This is a genomic window from Sphaerisporangium sp. NPDC004334, from assembly GCF_053602655.1.
The window spans coordinates 92,857-113,551 of record NZ_JBSGDZ010000020.1 but is presented as its reverse complement, the minus strand read 5'-3'; the positions used below and the strand labels follow the sequence as shown (position 1 = coordinate 113,551).

21 protein-coding genes are annotated in these 20,695 nt (G+C 71.5%); 4 read left to right on the top strand and 17 right to left on the bottom strand.

The features are described 5' to 3' along the window. Positions 1-50: 50 nt before the first annotated feature. Positions 51-314, bottom strand: coding sequence for a phosphoribosyl-ATP diphosphatase (locus tag ACWEN6_RS26230; RefSeq protein WP_248961442.1), 264 nt, complete (start codon positions 312-314; stop codon positions 51-53). 436 nt (positions 315-750) lie between these two features. Between ACWEN6_RS26230 and ACWEN6_RS26225 the strand changes: the two genes are divergently transcribed. Beyond that, positions 751-1,767, top strand: coding sequence for a LacI family DNA-binding transcriptional regulator (locus tag ACWEN6_RS26225; RefSeq protein ID WP_452573661.1), 1,017 nt, complete (start codon positions 751-753; stop codon positions 1,765-1,767). Positions 1,768-1,851: 84 nt separating this feature from the next. On the opposite strand, the gene ACWEN6_RS26220 is transcribed toward ACWEN6_RS26225, so the two are convergent. The 14 genes from ACWEN6_RS26220 to ACWEN6_RS26155 form a co-directional block, all read right to left on the bottom strand. Then, a complete protein-coding gene (locus ACWEN6_RS26220; protein WP_452573659.1) occupies positions 1,852-2,190 on the bottom strand; it encodes a ribbon-helix-helix protein, CopG family in 339 nt (112 codons plus the stop codon). After that, positions 2,187-2,318 (bottom strand): hypothetical protein, encoded by a 132-nt coding sequence (locus ACWEN6_RS26215; RefSeq protein ID WP_452573657.1) that lies wholly within the window; start codon positions 2,316-2,318, stop codon positions 2,187-2,189. The genes ACWEN6_RS26220 and ACWEN6_RS26215 overlap by 4 nt, the downstream gene beginning before the upstream one ends. A gap of 266 nt (positions 2,319-2,584) precedes the next feature. Beyond that, positions 2,585-4,246 (bottom strand): DEAD/DEAH box helicase, encoded by a 1,662-nt coding sequence (locus ACWEN6_RS26210; protein WP_452573655.1) that lies wholly within the window; start codon positions 4,244-4,246, stop codon positions 2,585-2,587. A gap of 388 nt (positions 4,247-4,634) precedes the next feature. Beyond that, complete coding sequence (locus ACWEN6_RS26205) at positions 4,635-5,036, bottom strand: metal-sulfur cluster assembly factor (RefSeq protein WP_452573653.1); 402 nt, start codon at positions 5,034-5,036, stop codon at positions 4,635-4,637. Between the two features lie 46 nt (positions 5,037-5,082). After that, complete coding sequence (sufU, locus tag ACWEN6_RS26200) at positions 5,083-5,520, bottom strand: Fe-S cluster assembly sulfur transfer protein SufU (protein WP_452573651.1); 438 nt, start codon at positions 5,518-5,520, stop codon at positions 5,083-5,085. A 3-nt stretch (positions 5,521-5,523) separates the two neighbouring features. Next, positions 5,524-6,786, bottom strand: a complete 1,263-nt coding sequence (locus ACWEN6_RS26195) for a cysteine desulfurase (RefSeq protein ID WP_452573649.1) — start codon at positions 6,784-6,786, stop codon at positions 5,524-5,526. Next, positions 6,783-7,529 (bottom strand): Fe-S cluster assembly ATPase SufC, encoded by a 747-nt coding sequence (sufC, locus tag ACWEN6_RS26190; protein ID WP_354844935.1) that lies wholly within the window; start codon positions 7,527-7,529, stop codon positions 6,783-6,785. The genes ACWEN6_RS26195 and sufC overlap by 4 nt, the downstream gene beginning before the upstream one ends. Further along, positions 7,530-7,868 (bottom strand): non-heme iron oxygenase ferredoxin subunit, encoded by a 339-nt coding sequence (locus ACWEN6_RS26185; RefSeq protein WP_452573647.1) that lies wholly within the window; start codon positions 7,866-7,868, stop codon positions 7,530-7,532. Next, on the bottom strand, positions 7,865-8,986 hold the full coding sequence (sufD, locus tag ACWEN6_RS26180) for a Fe-S cluster assembly protein SufD (RefSeq protein ID WP_452573645.1): 1,122 nt from the start codon (positions 8,984-8,986) through the stop codon (positions 7,865-7,867). Before sufD ends, ACWEN6_RS26185 begins: the two co-directional genes overlap by 4 nt. A gap of 2 nt (positions 8,987-8,988) precedes the next feature. Beyond that, the gene (gene sufB / locus ACWEN6_RS26175; protein WP_354844928.1) at positions 8,989-10,401 is read right to left on the bottom strand and encodes a Fe-S cluster assembly protein SufB; all 1,413 of its coding nucleotides are present in this window, start codon (positions 10,399-10,401) and stop codon (positions 8,989-8,991) included. Then, positions 10,398-11,177 carry a helix-turn-helix transcriptional regulator gene (locus ACWEN6_RS26170; RefSeq protein WP_354926746.1) on the bottom strand — a complete coding sequence of 260 codons (780 nt, stop codon included), beginning with the start codon at positions 11,175-11,177 and terminating at the stop codon, positions 10,398-10,400. The genes sufB and ACWEN6_RS26170 overlap by 4 nt, the downstream gene beginning before the upstream one ends. 93 nt (positions 11,178-11,270) lie before the next feature. Continuing rightward, positions 11,271-12,449 carry a multidrug effflux MFS transporter gene (locus ACWEN6_RS26165; RefSeq protein ID WP_452573643.1) on the bottom strand — a complete coding sequence of 393 codons (1,179 nt, stop codon included), beginning with the start codon at positions 12,447-12,449 and terminating at the stop codon, positions 11,271-11,273. A gap of 292 nt (positions 12,450-12,741) precedes the next feature. After that, positions 12,742-15,228, bottom strand: coding sequence for a SpoIIE family protein phosphatase (locus tag ACWEN6_RS26160; protein WP_452573641.1), 2,487 nt, complete (start codon positions 15,226-15,228; stop codon positions 12,742-12,744). 90 nt (positions 15,229-15,318) lie between these two features. Then, positions 15,319-16,305, bottom strand: a complete 987-nt coding sequence (locus ACWEN6_RS26155; RefSeq protein ID WP_452573639.1) for a VOC family protein — start codon at positions 16,303-16,305, stop codon at positions 15,319-15,321. A gap of 242 nt (positions 16,306-16,547) precedes the next feature. On the opposite strand from ACWEN6_RS26155, the gene ACWEN6_RS26150 reads away from it, so the two are divergent. Together ACWEN6_RS26150 and ACWEN6_RS26145 are read left to right on the top strand one after the other, a co-directional pair. After that, complete coding sequence (locus ACWEN6_RS26150) at positions 16,548-17,462, top strand: ABC transporter ATP-binding protein (RefSeq protein WP_354844915.1); 915 nt, start codon at positions 16,548-16,550, stop codon at positions 17,460-17,462. A gap of 172 nt (positions 17,463-17,634) precedes the next feature. Then, positions 17,635-18,348, top strand: coding sequence for an ABC transporter permease (locus ACWEN6_RS26145; protein WP_452573803.1), 714 nt, complete (start codon positions 17,635-17,637; stop codon positions 18,346-18,348). A gap of 9 nt (positions 18,349-18,357) precedes the next feature. On the opposite strand, the gene ACWEN6_RS26140 is transcribed toward ACWEN6_RS26145, so the two are convergent. Beyond that, positions 18,358-18,732, bottom strand: a complete 375-nt coding sequence (locus ACWEN6_RS26140) for an STAS domain-containing protein (protein WP_452573637.1) — start codon at positions 18,730-18,732, stop codon at positions 18,358-18,360. A 361-nt stretch (positions 18,733-19,093) separates the two neighbouring features. Here ACWEN6_RS26140 and ACWEN6_RS26135 point away from each other — a divergent pair, with 361 nt between their 5' ends. Then, complete coding sequence (locus ACWEN6_RS26135) at positions 19,094-20,005, top strand: EamA family transporter (protein WP_452573635.1); 912 nt, start codon at positions 19,094-19,096, stop codon at positions 20,003-20,005. Between the two features lie 94 nt (positions 20,006-20,099). Here the strand turns inward: ACWEN6_RS26135 and ACWEN6_RS26130 are convergent, their stop codons facing one another. After that, positions 20,100-20,594, bottom strand: a complete 495-nt coding sequence (locus ACWEN6_RS26130; RefSeq protein WP_452573633.1) for a beta-class carbonic anhydrase — start codon at positions 20,592-20,594, stop codon at positions 20,100-20,102. Positions 20,595-20,695 lie beyond the last annotated feature (101 nt).

Here is a 20,695-nt window from a genome sequence, read left to right as displayed (position 1 = left end):
GGCATCGGGTCGAGGAACGAGGTCGGTCGGCTGCGGCCGGATGCTCCGGCCTAGAGATGCTTGTAGACCTCGTCGAGCCCGATGCCCCGGGCGATCATGAGGACCTGGACGTGGTAGAGCAGCTGGGAGATCTCTTCGGCCGCCCGGTCGGTGGACTCGTGCTCGGCCGCCATCCAGCTCTCGGCGGCCTCCTCCACGACCTTCTTACCGATGGCATGGACACCGGCGTCCAGGGCCGCGACGGTGCCCGACCCGGCGGGACGGGTGCGCGCCTTGTCCGAAAGCTCGGCGAACAGCTCTTCGAAGGTCTTCATGGTCTCTCTCACGTCGGTGTGCCTGCTCGTCAAGAGTAGTCGGCGGCGGGCGCGAGGCGTGCTAGGCACCCGCCCGAGAGCCGCCCGGCGCGTCAAACGGACCAGGACGGGACCGGGCCGTGCGGCGGGCAGGCCATCGGGTGGCCATCCCCCAGCGGCGCCGATGAAGGTGACGGCCGCCGGTCCCGCGTGTTCCCGCCTTTGATGGGGAGGTAGGTGCTGAACCGGATAAGAGACGTGAGGCCATGGCCCCCGCGTATGCGGTCGCAACGGAAGCGCCACCGTGCCCGCCCCCTGATTCCCCGCGCCGATCGGGTGAGCGCCCCGTACACCGGGCGGCCGCCCGGCCGGTGGAGAGCCCGTTCCACCTGCAAGGAGCGTAGTAAGGTACTGGGCAGACACGGTTGGTCTAGACCGGTTCAGCAAAGGGGCCGCTGTGAAACGTCCGACGATCGCCGACATCGCGCGGCAGGCCGGGGTGTCCAAAGGGGCGGTGTCCTACGCGCTCAACGGGCAGCCGGGGGTGTCGGCGTCCACCCGGGCACGCATCCTGGCGATCGCCGACGAGATCGGCTGGCGGCCCAACAGCGCGGCCCGCGCCCTGAACGGGGCCAGGGCCAACACCGTCGGCCTGGCGCTGTGCCGCCCGGCGCGCTTCCTCGGCGTCGAGCCGTTCTTCATGGAGCTCATCAGCGGCATCGAGGGCGAGCTGTCGGCCCGTTCGTACGCGCTCATGCTCCAGGTGGTCGCCGACCACGACGAGGAGATGGCGGTCTACCGCCGATGGTGGGGCGAGGGCCGCGTCGACGGCGCCATCCTGGTCGACCTGCACTCCGACGACTCCCGCGTGAGCGAGATGGAGTCGATGGGCATGCCGGTCGTGGTGTTCGGGCAACCCTCGGGGTCGGGGTCGCTGCTGCCGGTCTGGTCCGACGAGGGCACGGCCGTCCGCGAGACCGTCGAATACCTCGCCGCGCTCGGCCACCGCCGCATCGCCCGGGTCGCCGGTCTGCCCCGGCTCCTGCACACCGCGCTGCGCGACGAGGCGTTCACCGCCGTCTGCGCGAGCCTCGGCGTGAGCGAGGCCGTCACCGTGCACACCGACTACACCGGCGAGCAGGGCGCCCGCGCCACCCGCAGGCTGCTCAGCTCGCCCGCGCGGCCGACCGCCGTCGTCTACGACAACGACATCATGGCCGTGGCCGGGCTGTCGGTCGCCCAGGAGATGCGCCTGGACGTCCCCGGCGACCTGTCCATCGTCGCCTGGGACGACTCCCCGCTCTCGCAGGTGGTCCGGCCACCGCTCACCGCGCTCACCCGCGACATCCCTGCCTACGGCGCGCACGGCGCCCGCCGCCTGCTCTCGCTCATCGCCGGCGACCACGTCACCGCCTACGAGGACCAGGCCGCCCGCCTCACCCCCCGAGGCAGCACCGCTCCCCCACCGGCCTAGATCATCTCTTGTCCTGACATACGGTCACCCGCGAACACTCCTGGCCATACGCGCCTTCGACCACGACGTCAGGTCCATGCGGCTTCATGCGGCGTGGCCACCATGCTTGCGCATGTACTGAGCGAAAGCCTCCCGGGCCAACTGGGACACCGTCTTCCCCTCCCGCTCGGCCAGCGCCTTGGCGGCCGCCTTCTCTTCAGCGCTCAGGCGGAACGTCACCTGAGGAGAGCGATCGCCGCTCGCGCCGAGTGAAGGACGGCCCACCGTCCTGTGCACGTGTTCCACCGCCGCGTCCACATACGCCTGATCGATGCGATTGCCGCGCCGGTCATAGATCTCCTCAGCCTCCAGATCGACGTCCGAAGCGTCGTCCAAGGCGAGTTCGACGTCATCAGGGGGCCATTGGCCACGGTATTCCGTCACGGCGTGTTCCTCCTGAGCGCGGTCGGCATCACATGGATCACCAGCAGGCATTTCTCCGTCATGACCGCGATGATCTCCAGCTCCAGGCCGCGATCGTCCAGTCCGATCCAGTGCCACTGTTCATCCATGTGAGGGCCAGGTGGTGGCACCACGGTGGGCGGGCCACCTCTGATCACCGCCAGCGCTCGCCCTCTCCCAATACGAATGCCTGCGCGCCGACCGAGTGAACCTGATCCTCCGCACCAGCGGATTGTGCCATGCACAATTAGGGAAGCGCATACTTTCAGCGACACACGAGTAACTGTGCGTGCGCGATGGATCGTTAGCTCGTGGAGCATGGCAAAGGCGCACCTGCGGGGAGCGGGTGCGCCTTTGTGTTCGGGTCGTCGGTGGGTCAGCGGACGGCGCGGCCGGGGGTGTGGTCGCGGCGGTCGGAGGCGGGGCGGCGGGGGCCGCCGCGGGCGTCGCGCGCCGGGCGCTCGCCCTGGTAGCCGCGCGAGGGACGCTCGCCCTGGTAGCCGCGGGCGGGACGGTCGGCCGGGGCCGGGCGCTCGCCGCGGGGGGCGCCGTCGCGGCGGTCGCCGTCCTCGCGGGGACGGTCGTGGAAGCGGCGCGGACGGCGGTCGCCGCCGCCGTGGCCGCCCTCGCGGCGCGGGCGCTTGGCGGCGACCGGGGCCGCCGGCTCCCACACCGGGACCTCCACACCGCTCGGCCGCTGCGCGCCCGCCACCTCGGCCAGGCGGGGGTGCCCCGGCGTGGCCTTCAGGCGGAACGGCTGGACGCCCGCCCGGCGGGTCATCGTCTCGGTGGAGCGGCGCTCGTTGGGCAGCACGAGGGTCAGGACCGTGCCGCGCTCGCCGGCGCGGGCCGTGCGGCCGCCGCGGTGCAGGTAGCTCTTGTGGTCCATCGGCGGGTCCACGTGCAGGACGAGGCTGACGTCGTCCACGTGGATGCCGCGCGCGGCCACGTCGGTGCAGACCAGCACGCCGACGGCGCCCTCGCGGAACTCCGAAAGGATGCGCGTGCGCTGGTTCTGCCGCTTGCCGCCGTGCAGGCCGCCGGAGCGGACGCCGACCCGGGCGAGCTGCTTGACCAGCCGGTCGACGCCGTGCTGGGTGCGCACGAACATGATCGTGCGGCCTTCGCGGGCGGCGATCTCGGCGGTGACGGCGAACTTGTCGTCCCGGGTGACCTGGAGCACGTGGTGCTCCATCGTCTCCACCGGCGAGGTGGCCGGGGCCAGCGAGTGCGTCACCGGGTCGTGGAGGAAGCGGCGGACCAGCTTGTCGACGTCCCCGTCGAGCGTGGCGGAGAACAGCAGGCGCTGGCCGTCGGAGGGGGTGCGCTCGAGCAGCGCGCTGACCACCGGGAAGAAGCCGAGGTCGCACATGTGGTCGGCCTCGTCGATCACCGTCACGCGCACGTCCTGCAGCGAGCACTCGCCCTGCTGGATGAGGTCGGTGAGCCGGCCGGGGGTGGCGACGACGATCTCGACGCCGCGCCGCAGCGCCTCGATCTGCCGGCCCATGGACATGCCGCCGACGACGGTCTTGATGCGCAGGGACAGGCCACGGCCGAGCGGCTCGAGGGCGTCGGTCACCTGCATCGCCAGCTCACGCGTGGGGACCAGGATGACGGCGAGCGGCCGGCGCGGAGCCGCCTTGACGCCGCCGAGCAGCGCCATGGTGGGCAGGCCGAAGGCCAGGGTCTTGCCCGAGCCGGTCTGGCCGCGGCCAAGGACGTGGCGGCCGGACAGGATGTCGGGGATGGTGGCCCGCTGGATGGGGAACGGGCTGGTGATGCCCTGCCGGGCCAGCGCGGTGATGAGCGGCTTGGGCAGGCCGAGCAGGGAGAACTCCGCCGGCGCGTCGGCGGCGGACTCGGGGAGGGTCTCGCCGTCGGCGGGGACGGCCTGCGGCCGGGTCTCGGCGGGGGCCGTGGACGCGGAGCCCTTCGGACTGGACACCGCCCGCGCGGACCGCGCGGTCGGCGCGTCCTGGTCGTGCCCCGCGCCGGTCATGGCGTCGGCGGGCATGGCGGTGTTGATGATGGTCACGATTGGTCGTGCCTTTCGATCGAAGAGAGATGGCGCGTCACTTCTGCGAAAGGACGAGCCGGGGGCGTGCGGCCTGCGCCGCACTCGAACACGGGCACCCGGAAGGATGCGAAGCGGTGCGCTCATGGCACACGCGAGCACCACTCGAAAAAGTGGGCGAACTGAAGTCTAGCCTATCCTCGCCCGGAGGCGATCAAGCGGGTCGCGGCCGAGGCTCCGAGACGGGCCGTACCAGGCGCGAAAGGCGCGGATCGCCGTACCGAGGTCTCGCAGACAGGGACAACGGCGTCCAAGGGGACGCCCCGCACCGATCCCGGCGACGGGATGGCGGCCCGGCAGGGCCGGGCGCCGCGGGCCGGTCTCGTGGGGGCGTCGGGAACCGCGGTGCTCAGACGTTGAATCCGAGCATGCGAAGCTGGTCGCGGCCGTCGTCGGTGATCTTGTCGGGGCCCCACGGGGGAAGCCAGACCCAGTTGATCTTCACGTCGGACACCATGCCGTCGAGGGCCGAGTGCGCCTGCTCCTCGATGACGTCGGTGAGCGGGCAGGCGGCGCTGGTGAGGGTCATGTCGATGGTGGCGACCGGCGGCGCGCCGGGCTCGCCCTCGTCGAGGTTCACGCCGTAGACCAGGCCGAGGTCCACCACGTTGACCCCGAGCTCGGGGTCGACGACGTCCCTCAGGGCTTCGAGCACCTCCTCCAGGTTCGCCTCACCGTCGAACCCGGTGACGGGCCCTGTCGGGGTCTCCACGGGCTTGCTCACGCCGCCTCCTCGCCTTGCCTCGCACATGCCGCCCCGCGCGCGGGGCCGTCCAATCCAACCGGCCGCGGGACGCTCATGCCGAGCTCCTCGCCACGGCGTCCTTGTAGGCCATCCATGCCAGCAGGGCGCACTTCACCCTGGCCGGGAACTTCGCCACACCCGCGAAGGCGACGGCGTCACCCAGCACGTCCTCGTCGGGTTCGATCTGACCCCGGCCCTGCATGAGCCGGGTGAACTCGTCCACCACCGCCAGAGAATGGTCAACGGTGGAACCGGTGGCCAGTTCGTGCAGGACGGAGGCGGCGGCCTGGCTGATCGAGCACCCCTGGCCGTCGTAGGACACGTCCTCGACCTGGCCGCCGTCGCCCAGCTTGACCCGCATCGTCACCTCGTCGCCACACGTGGGGTTCACGTGGTGCACCTCGGCGTCGAACGGATCGCGCAGGCCACGGCCCTGCGGGTGCTTGTAGTGCTCGAGGATCAGCTCCTGGTACAGCGACTCGGCGATCATCTGTTATCCGAACACCTTCTGGACGTAATGGATGCCCCGGACCAGTGCGTCGATCTCGTCCGTGGTGTTGTACAGATAGAAAGACGCCCGCGTCGTCGCCGGTATTCCGAAGCGCAAATGCAGCGGCCGGGCGCAATGGTGCCCGACGCGCACGGCGACGCCGAATTGGTCATCCAATATCTGCCCCACATCGTGGGGATGAATGTCCGGAATGGTGAACGACAGAAGGCCGCCGCGGTCCTCGGCCGTGGTGGGCCCGATGATGCGCAGGCCCGGGACCTCGGACAACGCCTTCAAACCGTACACGGTAAGCTCGTGCTCGTGCCGGCGGATGTCGTCCATGCCCACCGCGGTGAGATAGTCGACGGCCGCGCCGAGCCCGATCGCCTCGACGATAGGTGGGGTGCCGGCCTCGAATTTGTGGGGTACCGGAGCGAAGGTCGAGTGGTCCATCCAGACCGCCTCGATCATCTCGCCGCCGCCCAGGAACGGCGGCATGGCCTCCAGCAGCTCCCGCCGGCCCCACAGCACGCCGATGCCGGACGGGCCGGCCATCTTGTGCCCGGTGAAGGCCACGAAGTCGACGCCGAGCGCCGCCACGTCGACCGCGCGGTGCGGCACCGACTGGGAGGCGTCGAGCATCATCAGCGCGCCGACCTCGCGGACCCTGGCCAGGATGCCGTCCACCGGGTTGACCGTGCCGAGGACGTTCGACTGGTGCACGACCGACACGATCTTGGTGCGCTCGTTGACCAGCTCGTCCAGGCTCGACAGGTCCAGGCGGCCCTCGTCGGTCACCGGGAACCAGCGCAGGGTCGCGCCGGTGCGCTGGGCGAGCAACTGCCAGGGCACGATGTTGGAGTGGTGCTCCATCTCGGAGATGACGATCTCGTCGCCGGGCCCCATGCGGAACCGCTCGTCGGCGCTGGCCGGGTTGCCGAAGGAGTAGGCCACCAGGTTGAGCGCCTCGGAGGCGTTCTTGGTGAAGATCACCCCGTCGCGGTCCGGCGCGCCGATGAAGGCGGCCACCTTGTCGCGCGCGCCCTCGTAGGCCTCGGTCGACTCGCCGCCGAGCGTGTGCAGGGCGCGGCCGACGTTGCTGTAGTGCTGTTCCATGTGCTCGCGCATGGTCGCGATGACCTGCGTGGGCTTCTGGGAGGAGTTGCCCGAGTCGAGGTAGACCAGCGGCCTCCCCCCGGGCAGCTCGCGCGACAGGATCGGGAAGTCCTTCCGGATCCTGTCCACGTCGAACATGCCGTTTGTCATGCGGTCGCCTTCGTGTAGCGCTCGTAACCCTCGGACTCGAGCCGGTCGGCCAGTTCGGGGCCGCCCTCCTCGACGACCCTGCCGCCCGCGAAGACGTGGACGAAGTCCGGCTTCACATAACGCAGGATGCGCGTGTAGTGCGTGATCAGCAGCACGCCGGTCTCGCCGGACGCGCCGAAGCGGTTGATGCCCTCGGAGACGACGCGCAGGGCGTCGACGTCCAGCCCGGAGTCGGTCTCGTCGAGGATGGCGATCTTCGGCTTGAGCAGTTCGAGCTGCAGGATCTCGTGACGCTTCTTCTCGCCGCCGGAGAAGCCCTCGTTGAGGTTGCGCTGGGCGAAGGCGGGGTCGATCGACAGGGCGTCCATGCCCTGCTTGAGCTCCTTGGTGAACACCCGCAGCTTGGGCGCCTCACCGCGCACGGAGGTGACCGCGCTGCGCAGGAAGTTCGACACCGAGACGCCGGGCACCTCGACGGGGTACTGCATGGCGAGGAACAGCCCGGCGCGGGCGCGCTCGTCCACCGTCAGCGATAGCACGTCCTCACCGTCGAGGGTGACCGTGCCGGAGGTGATGGTGTACTTCGGGTGGCCGGCGACGGCGTAGGCGAGCGTCGACTTGCCCGACCCGTTGGGGCCCATGAGGGCGTGGGTCTCCCCCGCGCGGACGGTCAGGTTGACGCCGCGCAGGATCTCCTTGTCCTCCACGGCGACATGCAGGTCACGAATTTCCAGCGTGGACACTTAAGACTCCCCATTTTCAGCATGGTCTGCGCCGTCGAGCGAGACGAGCACGTCGTCGCCTTCGAGCTTCACTCGGTAGACAGGGACCGGCCGCACCGCGGGCGGCCCGGTGGGCTTGCCGCTGCGCACGTCGAAACACGACCCGTGCAGCCAGCACTCCAGGGTGTCGTCGTAGACGTCGCCCTCGCTGAGGCGCACCTCGGCGTGCGAGCACACGTCGTGCAGGGCGAACACCTCGCCGTCCTTGCGGACCAGCGCGACCGGAGTGCCCTCGACCTCGACGCCGACGACCCCGCCGTCGGGGATGTCGGAGATCGTGCAGGCCTTGATGAACGTCATGAGCCGAGCTCCGCCTCCACCGCGGCCAGCACCCGCTCGCGGATCTCCTCGACCTCGATCTTCTGGATGAGCTGGGCGAAGAACCCGCGGATGGCCAGGCGGCGCGCCTCGTCGAAGGGGATGCCCCGCGCCTGCAGGTAGAACAGGTGCTCGTCGTCCAGGCGGCCGGACGCCGAGGCGTGGCCGGCGCCGGCGACCTCGCCGGTGAGGATCTCCAGGTTCGGCACCGAGTCGGCGCGGGCGCCGTCGGTGAGGATGAGGTTGCGGTTGAGCTCGTAGGTGTCGGTACCGGTCGCCTCGACGCGGATGATCACATCGCCGATCCAGACGGCGTGCGCGTCGTCGCCCTGCAGGGCGCCGCGGTAGTCGACGTTGCTGCGGCAGTCGGGGACGCTGTGGTCGACCAGCAGGCGGTGCTCGATGTGCTGGCCGGCGTCCACGAAGTACAGCCCGCTCAAGTCGGCGTCGCCGCCGCGGCCGGTGTAGGTCACCGACGGCGACAGCCGCACCAGGTCTCCGCCGAGGGTGACGACGAAGCTCCGGAAGGTGGCGTCCCTGCCCAGGTGGGCGTGGTGCTGGGAGACGTGCACGGCGTCGTCGGCCCAGTCTTGCAGGCTGACGACCTTGAGCTTGGCGCCGTCGCCGACGACGAACTCGACGTTGTCGGCGTACACCGCGCTGCCCTGGTGGTCGAGCACGACCACGGCCTCGGCGAGCGGCTCGACGGCGACCACGATGTGGCCGTACACCGCGCCGCCGCCCTCGCCGCGCAGGCTGATGACGGTCGGCGTGGAGGTGACGGCCTCCTTCGGCACCGTGATCACGGTGGCCTTCTCGAAGGAGGTGAACGCCTGGGCGCTGACCCGGTCGGTCGGCGCGAACGCCTTGCCGATGCGGGGGTCGTCGCGGCCGACGGTCTCGACCGAGACCTCGGGCGCGGCGTCCACGTTGACGACGACCGTGCCCGAGCCCGCGGCGGTGCCGTCGTGCAGGCCGCGCAGCCGCGACAGCGGCGTGAAGCGCCAGGACTCCTCGCGGCCGGTGGGGACCGGGAAGTCCTCCAGCTTGTAGGAAGCCTTGCCGTGCAGGGTCGACAGTGGCTTGGAATCGAGCCCCATGGTCAGCCCACCGCTCCTTCCATCTGCAGCTCGATGAGCCGGTTCAGCTCGAGCGCGTACTCCATGGGCAGCTCGCGGGCGATCGGCTCGACGAAGCCGCGCACGATCATCGCCATGGCCTCGTCCTCGTTCAGGCCGCGGCTCATGAGGTAGAACAGCTGGTCGTCCGACACCTTGGAGACGGTCGCCTCGTGCCCCATGGAGACGTCGTCCTCGCGGACGTCGACGTAGGGGTAGGTGTCGGAGCGGCTGATCTGGTCGATGAGCAGGGCGTCGCACTTGACCGTGGAGGCCGAGCCCGCCGCGCCCTCCTCGATCTGGACCAGGCCGCGGTAGGAGGTGCGTCCGCCGCCGCGCGCGACCGACTTGGAGACGATCGTCGAGGAGGTCTTGGGCGCCAGGTGCACCATCTTGGCGCCGGCGTCCTGGTGCTGGCCCTCGCCGGCGAAGGCGACGCTCAGCGTCTCGCCCTTGGCGTGCTCTCCCATGAGGTACACGGCGGGGTACTTCATCGTGACCTTGGAGCCGATGTTGCCGTCGATCCACTCCATGGTGGCGCCCTCGTAGGCGACGGCGCGCTTGGTCACCAGGTTGTAGACGTTGTTCGACCAGTTCTGGATGGTCGTGTAACGGCAGCGGGCGTTCTTCTTCACGATGATCTCGACGACCGCGCTGTGCAGCGAGTCGGAGGAGTAGATCGGCGCCGTGCAGCCCTCGACGTAGTGGACGTAGGAGCCCTCGTCGACGATGATCAGCGTGCGCTCGAACTGGCCCATGTTCTCGGTGTTGATCCGGAAGTAGGCCTGCAGCGGGATCTCGACGTTCACGTTCGGCGGCACGTAGATGAACGAGCCGCCCGACCACACCGCGGTGTTCAGCGAGGCGAACTTGTTGTCGCCGACCGGGATGACCGACCCGAAGTACTCCTTGAAGATCTCGGGGTGCTCCTTGAGGCCGGTGTCGGTGTCGAGGAAGATGACGCCCTTCTCCTCGAGGTCCTCACGGATCTTGTGGTAAACGACCTCGGACTCGTACTGCGCGGCGACGCCGGCGACCAGGCGCTGCTTCTCGGCCTCGGGGATGCCGAGCTTGTCGTAGGTGTTCTTGATGTCCGCCGGCAGCTCGTCCCAGGAGGCGGCCTGCTTCTCGGTGGAGCGGACGAAGTACTTGATGTTGTCGAAGTCGATGCCCGACAGGTCGGACCCCCACGTGGGCATGGGCTTCTTGCCGAACAGGCGAAGGCCCTTCAGCCGCAGGTCGAGCATCCACTCGGGCTCGTTCTTCAACGCGGAGATGTTTCGCACGACCTCTTCGGACAGGCCGCGGCGCGCGGTCGCGCCGGCCACGTCGGCGTCGGCCCAGCCGAACTTGTAATTCCCGAGGCCTTCAAGCTCCGGGCGGTCGGTGAGAGTCACCTTCCGGTCTCCTTGCTCTCGATCGCGTTCCGCGATGTGCTTATGGTCACATCGCCGGAGTCGTCTGAGGTGTCCACGGTCGCGGTGCGCCGGGGGGTCACAGGTTGGTTCCGCTGTGCGGCCAGCGCCCTCGGGCTCACGTGGGTGGTGCACACCCCGTCGCCGTGGGCGATGGTCGCCAGGCGCTGGACGGGGGTGCCGAGAAGCTGCCCGAAGGCCTCGGTCTCGGCCTCGCACAACTGCGGGAACTCCGCCGCCACGTGCGCCACGGGGCAGTGGTGCTGGCACAACTGCTCGCCGCCCGACTTCGCCTGGCTGGCCGAGGCGGCATAGCCGTCGGCGGTCAGCGCCTCGGCGAGCACGCGCACCCGCTGGTCGGCGGGCACCTCGCTCATCGCCGGGGCCAGCCGCCGCACCAGGCCGCTCACCTGGGACCGGGCGAACTCCGCGACGGCCTCCTCGCCCGCGCGCTCGGCGAGGAAGCGCAGGGCGCCCCCGGCCAGGCCGTCGTAGGCGTGCACGAAGGCGCTGCGGCCCGCGTCGGTGATCACGAACAGCTTGGCGGGCCGTCCGCGCCCGCGCTGACCGCGGGGACGCACCGTGCGGGGCTCTATCATGCCTTCGGCGAGCAGCGCGTCGAGGTGCCTGCGCACCGCCGCCGGTGTCAGCCCGAGCCGCTCGCCCAGGGCGGCGGCGTTGATCGGGCCGTGCTCCAGGATGAGCCGTGCGACGCGCGCGCGCGTACCGCGCTCGGCGCCCTTCTCGGCGTTCGTCATCCCGGTCACGTTTTTCACAACATCAGTGTGCCGTAATTCCTTCCCGGCACACAACTCGACGTTCATGGGGTACGTCACGCAGGTAAGGCTTACCTAAGCTGGGGAAACGCCGGTCGCGGGCGTGCGGCGGCGCAGCCCGAGGAAGGTCATCAGGGCCGCCATGGTGAGCACCACCATGACCAGCGCCATCGGCAGCGCCGTCCCGGTGCCGCCAAGGCCCGCGAGCGGCGCGGACAGCCCGCCGAAGGCGAACTGCAGCAGGCCGAGCAGCGCGGAGGCGCTGCCGGCCACCTGGGGCGCCTGGCCGGCCAGCGCGAGCGCCCCCGACCCGGGCAGCGAGAGCCCGGCCCCGCACATCAGCGTGAACAGCGAGGCGATCACCACGGGCAGGCCGAGGCCGGCGAGCACGGCTCCGGCCAGACCGGCGGCGCCGACCACGCCCAGCAGCAGGCCGATCAGCACGAGCCGCGCCGGGGGGACCCGGCCCGCGGCCCGGCCGCCCACCTGGGCCATCAGGGTCAGGCCGAGCGCGTTGGTCGCGAAGATCACCGAGAAGCCGGTCGGGGACACCCCGTAGATCTCCTGGAGCACGAACGGCGACCCCGAGATGTAGGCGAACATGCCGGCGAAGCCGAGCCCGCCCGCCATCGCCGCCGCCATGAACGACCGGTCGCGCAGCAGCACTCCGAAGATCGCCAGAGTGTGCCGCAACCCGCCGCCGCCCCGCTCCCCGGCCGGCAGCGTCTCGCGCACCCCGGCCAGCACGGCCAGCAGCAGGACCAGCCCGGCGGCGCCGAGGGCGACGAACACCCCGCGCCAGGAGGTGACCCGCAGCAACTGGGCCCCGGCGATCGGGGCCAGGATGGGCGCCAGCCCGCTCACCAGCATCAGCGTCGCGAAGATGCGCGCGATCGCCGGTCCGTCGTAGAGGTCGCGCACGATCGCCCGGACGATCACCAGCGCCGCGCCGCCGGCCAGGCCCTGCACCAGGCGCAGCCCGACCAGGGCCCAGACCGTGGGGGCGAACGCGCACAGCAGCGAGGCGAGCGCGTAGGCGCCGACCCCGAAGATCAGCGGGCCGCGCCGTCCCCGCACGTCGCTCAGCGGCCCGGCGACGAGCTGGCCCACCGAGACCCCGACCAGGCAGGCGGTCAGCGTGAGCTGGATCTGGGCGGCCCCGGTCATCATCTCCCCGCTGATGGCCGGCAGCGCGGGCAGGTACATGTCGATGGACAGCGGCCCGATCGCCGACAGCGCGCCCAGGATGAGCACGAGCACTCCCCGCCGGCGCCTCTGGCCGGCGGACCGATCCGCCGGGGCGTCTTGCTGCACAGCGGTCGCGCGCATGCGATCCCTTTCGTGAGCTGAGGTACCAAACAGCCCACAGGGGGGCGAGGAACCCCTAACCTCTACAAAGCCCACCTAATTCCCGGTTCGCCATAACTTTCCGGTCCCCGTCTTCGCGGACGCCCTTATAACGGACACCCTCAAAACGGACGCCCTCGAACCGGCCATGGACGGTCCGCGGGAGCGGGCGCGGGATCCGCCGCCGGTGACGCCACGCTCACACGACTTCCGGGAACGCTTCGCGTGCCCCGTCGCTCGGCACGGACGCCGGCAGGGCCTGTTCGCACCAGATCGTCTTGCCAGAGGTGGTCTGCCTGGTCCCCCAGCCCTGGGTCAGCTGTGCCACCAGCAGCAACCCGCGGCCCCCCTCGTCGAAGACGCGGGCTCGGCGCAAGTGGGGCGCGGTGCTGCTGCCGTCCGAGACCTCGCAGATCAGCGTGTTGCCGCGGATCAGCCGCAGCTGGATCGGGGGAGCCGCGTGGCGGATGGCGTTGGTCACCAGTTCGCTGACCACGAGTTCGGTGACGAACTCCATCTCCTCCAGGCCCCAGGCGTGGAGCTGGTCCATGGCCAGCCGGCGGGCGTGCGAGACCCAGGCCGGGTCGGCAGGGACCTCCCACGTGGCGAACCGGTCCGTGGAGAGGGCTCCGGTGCGGGCGAGGAGAAGGGCCGCGTCATCGGCCGCGCGACGCCCGTCGAGCAGCGCGCCGGTCACGAGGTCGCAGGCGTCTTCGAGCGACGCCGCCGGCATCGCCAGGGCACGGCGCAACTCGGCGAGCCCCTGCTCGATGTCGCGGTCGCGGACTTCGACCAGGCCGTCGGTGAACAGGGCGATCACGCTGCCGGGGGCCAGGAACAGCTCGGTGGTCTCGAAGGGCAGGCCGCCGATGCCGAGGGGAGGGCCGACAGGCCCGTTCACGACCTCCGTGGTGCCGTCGGGCATGACCAGGACGGGCAGGAAGTGACCGGCGGTCGCCATGGTGCAACACCGTGAGACCGGATCGTAGACGGCGTACACGCACGTGGCTCCCAGCTCCCCGAAGATCCCCGCCTCGCCTTCGGCCGCGCCGGGTTGCTGCTCGTTGAGCAGGTGGATGACCAGGTCGTCCAGATGGGTGAGAAGCTCGTCGGGCGGCAGGTCGACGTCGGCCAGCGTGCGCACGGCGGTGCGCAGCCGCCCCATGGTGGCGGAGGCGTGGATGCCGTGGCCGACGACGTCCCCGATGACCAGGGCGACCCGGCAGCCGGACAGGGGGATCACGTCGAACCAGTCGCCCCCCACACCCGCCTGCACACCCGCGGGCAGGTAACGGGAGGCGATCTCCACCTCCGGCCGGTCGCACAGCCGCTGGGGCAGCAGGCTGCGCTGCAGGGTCAGCGCCGTGTCGCGCTCCTGGGTGTAGCGGCGGGCGTTGTCGATGGCGACGCCGGCCTTGGCGACCAGCTCCGCCGCGTAGGACAGATCCTCATCGTCGAAAGCCTCATGCGGATGGGAGCGCCAGAAGCTGACCACGCCCATCCGCATTCCATGAGCGGACAGCGGGGTCGTGATCAGCGAATGGCAGCCGCGATCGAGGATCCGCGCGGCCTCCTCGCCGTCCTGGGACCGCCATGCGATGGCCCGCCGCAGATCGGGCTCGACCATGGTGATCCCGTGGCGGAGACTGCTCGCCTGCGGGGTGGACGGCCGCCAGGTGATCAGGCTGCCCGCCGGCTGGAAGGGGACGACCTCTTCGATGCCTCCCCTGGCCACCCGGCACAGTTCCTCCCACTCGGCTGGAGGATGCTCCTCACCTCGCTGGACGGACACCGCCAGGTCGATGGTGACGAAGTCGGCGAACTCGGGGACCACCACCTGCACCAGTTCTTCCGCCGTCCGGCCCACGTCCAGCGTGGTGCCCACCGCCGTGCCGGCCTCGTACAGCAGCTTGAGGCGCATGTGCGCCTCGTCCGCCAGTCTGCGGCTCTCCTCCAGGGAACTCCCCATGCCGTTGAACGCGGCTTCGAGCTCCCCGATCTCGCCGGTGCCGGTCTCGGGCATGCGCGCCGAGAGGTCACCGCCGGCGAGCCTGGTGGCGACGGCGGCCGCCCGGCGCACCGGCCGGACGATCGCCCGTGTCAGATACCCGTTGTAACCGGCGATGAGCAGGACCGATGCCACCAGCCCGCCGGCCGCCGCCGCGGTCGCCCAGCGAACCTTGGCCTCGGCGGCCTGCTCCTGCGCCGCCAATATGGACCGCGCCTCGCGGTCGAACCGGTCGAACTGAGCCCTGAAGTGGTCGACGCGTCGTTTCCCTTCCACCGTCGTCGCCACGCTCCAGGCGGAAGGATCCCCCCGCTTCGCCGCCTCGACCAGCGGGACCGAATAGTCGCGGAGGAAGGAATCCCCGTCACCGGCGATCTCGAGGGCTTGGCGCCGCAGCTCGGTCGTGCGGGCGAGGCCGATCACCTTCCGCGCCTCCCCGGGGAAGGCCTCCCTGGCGGCGTCCCACGGCTGGAGGAAACGCTGCTGCCGGGTGATGAGGTAGCCGCGTGCTCCCGTCTCAAGGTCGAGGACGAGCTTTTGGAGGCCGTTCATCTCGACGAGCGTGACGCGGGTGTGCTCTCGAGCGTCCGTCGCGCGGAGCAGGTCGGTGATCGCCCAGAACGGCGCTCCGAAGACGAGCCCCACTAGCATCGCGAGCACGCTGCTCGCGATGAGCATGAGGGGTGTCAGCCCTCTTCCGACACTCCGTCCCGATCGGGTTGCGCTCATGGTGGACCTTGCCGGTAGCACCGCCGCTACCAGGCGATTCTACCCTCGGGGCGCGACCTGGCCCTTCAGAGGAGGTCCGCTCTCCCCGGACGAGGAGAGCGTCGGCTTGGCCCCGCCGGGAGGGCTCGGAGCCATGACGGCGAAGACGGCGCCGCACGGATCGGCGAGCACCGCGTGCCGTCCGGCGGGCAGATCCCGCGGCGGGCTCACGACCGCGCCGCCGCACCGTTCGGCGAGGACGGCGGTGGCCTCGCAGTCGGCCACGGCGAAGACCGCCAGCCAGTGCGGCGCGTCCGGCGAGGACGGCGCCCCGCGGTCCGGCCCGGACGGCGTACCTGCCTCCGGCACGGATGGCGTACCTGCCTCGAGCACGGACGGCGTACCTCCCGGAGACGGCGCCACCCGCTCCCCCAGGGACGGCGTCCCGCGGCCGGGCGAGGGCACTCCGTTCATGGTCCGCAGGCCGGCCACGGGCCTGCCGTCCAGCAGCCACTCGGCGCGGTCGCCGCCCCCAGGGCCAGTCAGGCTCCGGGAGCTCCAGCCGAAGACCTCGCCGTAGAAGGCCCTCGCCCCCTCCGGATCGCGGCAGGCCAGCTCGCTCCAGCAGAGCGCGACCGGCTCGTCCACGAGCTGTGCGCCCTGGTGCCGCACCGGCTCCCAGACCAGGAACGAGGCGCCCTCCGTGTCCTGGAGGACCGCCATGGTGCCCTCGTCGAAGACCTGGACCGGCCCGACGGCGACCCGTCCCCCCGCCTCCTTGACCCGCTCGGTGGCCGACTCGGCGTCCCCGGTGGCGAAGTAGGTGTTCCAGGCCGAGGGACGGTCCGGGGAGAACGTCGGGCCGATGCCCGCCACCAGCCTGCCGCCCTGGGAGAAACGGCCGTACACCCCCGCTTCCCCGCAGGTGTCGAACGCGGCCCGCCAGCCGAACAGCGCCTCGTAGAAGGCGACCGACGCGGTGAGGTCGGTGCTGGCGAGGTCCACCCAGCAGGGCACGCCGGGCTTGTAACCGGTACGCGTGGGCATGCCGGACCTCCTTGACGGCGGATGTTCACGCCCGAGCCGCCGCCCGCGTCCGCGCGGGCGCGGCAGGGGACGAGCGTCAGCCTCACACGGCGACACGGCCGACATGTCCCGCGACCGCCCGCCTTGATGGGAAGTGCTGCGAAGCTTTACCGTCACGCGGCACGCGAAGCTTTACCGTCGCGCGGCACCGGACGCCCCGGTCGCCGCCGGGACCGCGGCGCGCGGTCCCTAGACTCGTCCTCATGAACGCCCCAGCCGTCGCGCTCACCGACCTGGTCAAGCGATACGGCCGCACGCTCGCGATCAACGGTCTGAGCCTCGTCGCCGAACGCGGCGCGGTCACCGCGATCCTCGGCCCCAACGGCGCGGGCAAGACCTCCACCGTGGAGATCTGCGAGGGGTTCCGGCGCGCCGACGGCGGCACCGTGCGCGTGCTCGGCCTGGATCCCGCGCGCGACGGGGCCGCGCTCAAACCCCGCGTCGGGGTGATGCCGCAGTCCGGCGGCGTGCCCCCGGCCGCCCGCGCCGGGGAGTGGCTGCGGCTGGTGGCCCGCTTCCACGCCGCCCCTCTCGACCCCGGCGCCCTGCTCGACCGGCTCGGCCTGACCGAGCACGCCCGCACCCCCTATCGCCGCCTGTCCGGCGGCCAGCAGCAGCGCCTGTCGCTGGCGGCCGCGATCATCGGCCGGCCCGAGCTGGTCTTCCTCGACGAGCCGACCGCCGGGCTCGACCCGCAGGCGCGGCACGCCTGCTGGGACGTCATCGCCGAGCTGCGCGCCCGCGGGGTCTCCACGGTGCTGACCACCCACCACATGGACGAGGCCGAGAAGCTCGCCGACAAGGTCGTCATCATCGACCGCGGCCGGGTCGTGGCCGAGGGCAGCCCCCGGTCGCTCACCGGGGCCGAGCGCCAGCTGCGCTTCCGGGCGCGCCCCGGGCTCGACCTGGACGAACTGCTGAACGCGCTGCCCACGGGGAGCACGGCCAAGGAGTCCCCGAGCGGCCACTATGTCATCGAGGGCCACGTGGGTCCCGAACTGCTGGGCACGGTGACCGCCTGGTGCGCCTCCGAGGGGGTCACCACCGACGACCTGAGCGTTGAGCGCCGCACCCTGGAGGACGTCTTCCTCGAACTCACCGGACGGGAACTGCGATGACCCCGCCGCGCTCGCGCGCCCTCGCCCGCACCGCCACCGCTCGCGTCCCGGCCCCCGCGGGCACCGCGGCGCCGACCGCCCACCGCCTGACCCCGATGCTCCCGAGGAGATCCCGGTGACCGCGCCCGTGCTCGACTTCACGCCGGCTCCGGGAGCGGCGCCGCTGCGCCGCATGGTGCTCGCGCAGGCCGGCGCGGAGATCCGGGCCGTGCTGCGCAACGGCGAGCAGCTCCTGCTCACGCTGATCATCCCGATCCTGGTGCTGGTGGGCTTCTCCGCGATCCCGTTGCTGGAGGTGCCCGGCAGGCGGGTCGACTTCGTCACCCCCGGCGTGCTCGCGCTCGCGATCATGTCCACGGCCTTCACCGGGCAGGCGATCGGCACCGGCTTCGAACGGCGGTACGGGGTGCTCAAGCGCCTGGGCGCCACTCCCCTGTCCCGGCCCGGCCTGCTGCTGGCCAAGACGCTCGCGGTGATCACCGTGGAGGCGCTGCAGGTCGTGGTCGTGGCGGCCGTCGCCCTGGCCATGGGCTGGCACCCCCGGGGCAACCCGCTGTGGGCCGCGGTGCTGCTCCTGCTCGGCACGGCCGCCTTCAGCGGCCTGGCCCTGCTGATGGCGGGCACTTTGCGCGCCGAGGCCACACTGGCGGCCGCCAACCTCGTCTACCTGGTGCTGCTCGGCCTCGGCGGCGTGGTGGTGCCGGTGTCGGCCTTCCCGCACCCGCTGCGCGCCGTCGTCGAGCTGCTGCCGATCACGGCGCTGACCGAGGGGGTGCGCGCGGTGCTGTCCGGGGCGAGCGGCTTCCCGGCGCGCGACGTGCTCGTCCTGCTGGCGTGGGCCGTCGTCTCCCTGGCCCTGGCGTCCCGCTTCTTCCGCTGGGAGTGAGGCGCCGGACTACGCCGACCGGGTTCTGATGGGCGCCCGGTGCGGTGCCCGGCGGGCAGCGGGAGCCGGAGTGTGGTGAATGGTGAAGGCGTCGGCGAGCCCGGTGACCTCCAGGACGCGCCGCAGGACGCCGTGAACGCCTGTGAGCGCCATGGTGCCCTGGACCTGCGCCAGAGCGCGCTGGGCCCGCAGCAACGCCCACAGTCCCGAGGAGTCGCAGAAGGTCAGTTCGGAGGTGTCCACGGTGAGGTGCCGATGACCGTCGTACAGTGCCGCCTCGACGGCGTCGTCCAGGTGGACGGCGGAGGTCCTGTCGAGGTCACCGATCAGGGCGAGGGTGGTGTGATCTTGGTCGTGCGCCATCTGGATCGACAAGGCTGTCACGATCGGATCCGATCCCACGGTGCGAGAGAAATCGCCTGCGCGCTCGAACCGGGCGCGAGCAAGTCACCGCTTCCCTCAGCCTACGCGCGTCGCCGAGCTTGTCATAGGAGTCAGGGCGCCCGCGCGTGGGCCGCGTCGGCCGGCGCGCGTCGCCGGCGGAACACCGCGGTGGCGGCACGTCGGTCATCCGTGACGCCGGTCCGGCGACCACACCGGCGCCGGCGGCCCGCGCGGCCCCCGTGGCCGATCTGAAGAGTCCGGCGGCCTATGCTCTAACGCGCCGGAGTGCCGCCGGTGAGCGGCCGGCCGCCCCGCCTCCCCGACCGCACGCCCCGTGCCAGGAATCCGAGGACCGACGCCCATGACCGTGCACTCCCTGTCCTCCTCCGCCGGCCCCTTCCCCCGGGGCCGGGCGCGGCCGGGCGCCATGGCGCGCGCCGCGATCGGCGCCGTGCCCCCGTCCGGGCTGGTGATCCTGGCGATCCTGTCGGTGCAGATCGGCGCCGGCCTGGCGAAGAACCTGTTCGCCGCGCTGCCGCCCAGCGCGGTGGTGTTCCTGCGCATCGCGGCGGGCGCGGCAATTCTGACCGTGGTCGCCCGGCCCCGCCTGCGCGGGCTGAGCCGGCGCGACCTGGCCGCGGGGGCGGCCTTCGGCGTGACGCTGGGCGTGATGAACCTCTCGTTCTACGAGGCCCTGGCCCGGTTGCCGATGGGCATCTGCGTGACCATCGAGTTCCTCGGACCGCTCGGAGTCGCGGTCGCCGCCTCACACCGGCGCAAGGACCTGCTGTGGGTGGCGCTGGCCGCCACCGGCATCCTGCTGCTCGCGCCGTGGGGCCAGACGAGCGGGCTGAACTGGGCCGGCATCGCGTTCGCCGCCGTGGCGGGCGGGTGCTGGGCCGCTTACATCCTGCTCTCGGCCGCCGTGGGCGGCCGGTTCCCGGGGACCTCGGGCCTGTCGTTCGCCATGCTGGTCGCGGTGGTCGTGATCGCGCCGATCGGGGTGACCAGCGGCGGCACGGCGCTGCTCTCCCCCGAGCTCCTGCTGCTCGGCGCGGGCGTCGGCCTGCTGTCGTCGGTCATCCCCTACAGCGTGGAGCTGGAGGCGCTGCGGCGGATGCCCAAGCGGGTCTTCGGCATCCTGATGAGCCTGGAACCCGCCATGGCCGCCCTGGTCGGGCTCGTGGTGCTCGGCGAGGTCCTCCACCTGCGCGAATGGGCGGCCATCATCTGCGTCGTCATCGCCTCCGCCGGGGCGACCCGCAGCACGTGACCGCCCGCAGCACGTGACCGCCCGGACCACCTGACCGCCGCCCGCCCGCCGCGCGCCCGCGTCCCCCGACGCCGGCGGCCTCGCCGGCCGCCCGTCAGGCCTTCACCTCGCGGAGCCGGCCGGTCTCCACCTCGTAGACGAAGCCGCGGACCGAGTCCTTGACGGGGATGAACGGGTCGGCGTGGATGCGGGCGATGGACTGGCGGACGTCCTCGTCCAGGTCGGCGAACGCCTCGGCGGCCCAGTCGGGCTTGAGGCCGGTCTCGCCGGCGATGGCGTCCTTGAAGGCGTCGTCGGTGAAGGTCAGCATGCCGCAGTCGGTGTGGTGGATGAGGATGATCTCGCGGGTGCCGAGCAGGCGCTGGCTGATGGCGAGGCTGCGGCGCTCGTCGGCGGTGACCACTCCGCCGGCGTTGCGGATGACGTGCGCGTCGCCCTCGCTGAGCCCGAGCAGCCCGTACACATTGAGGCGGGCGTCCATGCAGGCAAGGACGGCGACCTGCCGGGCGGGCGGCAGCGGCAGGTGACCCTTGCCGAAGTCCGCCGCGTAGCGCTCGGCGTTGACGAGCAGTTCGTCGGTGACGCTCATGGAGCCTCCACGGTCGTTCGGGAGCGGCCGGTCTCCGTCCCAGCTTTCCCTGTATTACCTACTCAGTCAACAGCCTTTGACGTTCGGTCACCGGACCCGGC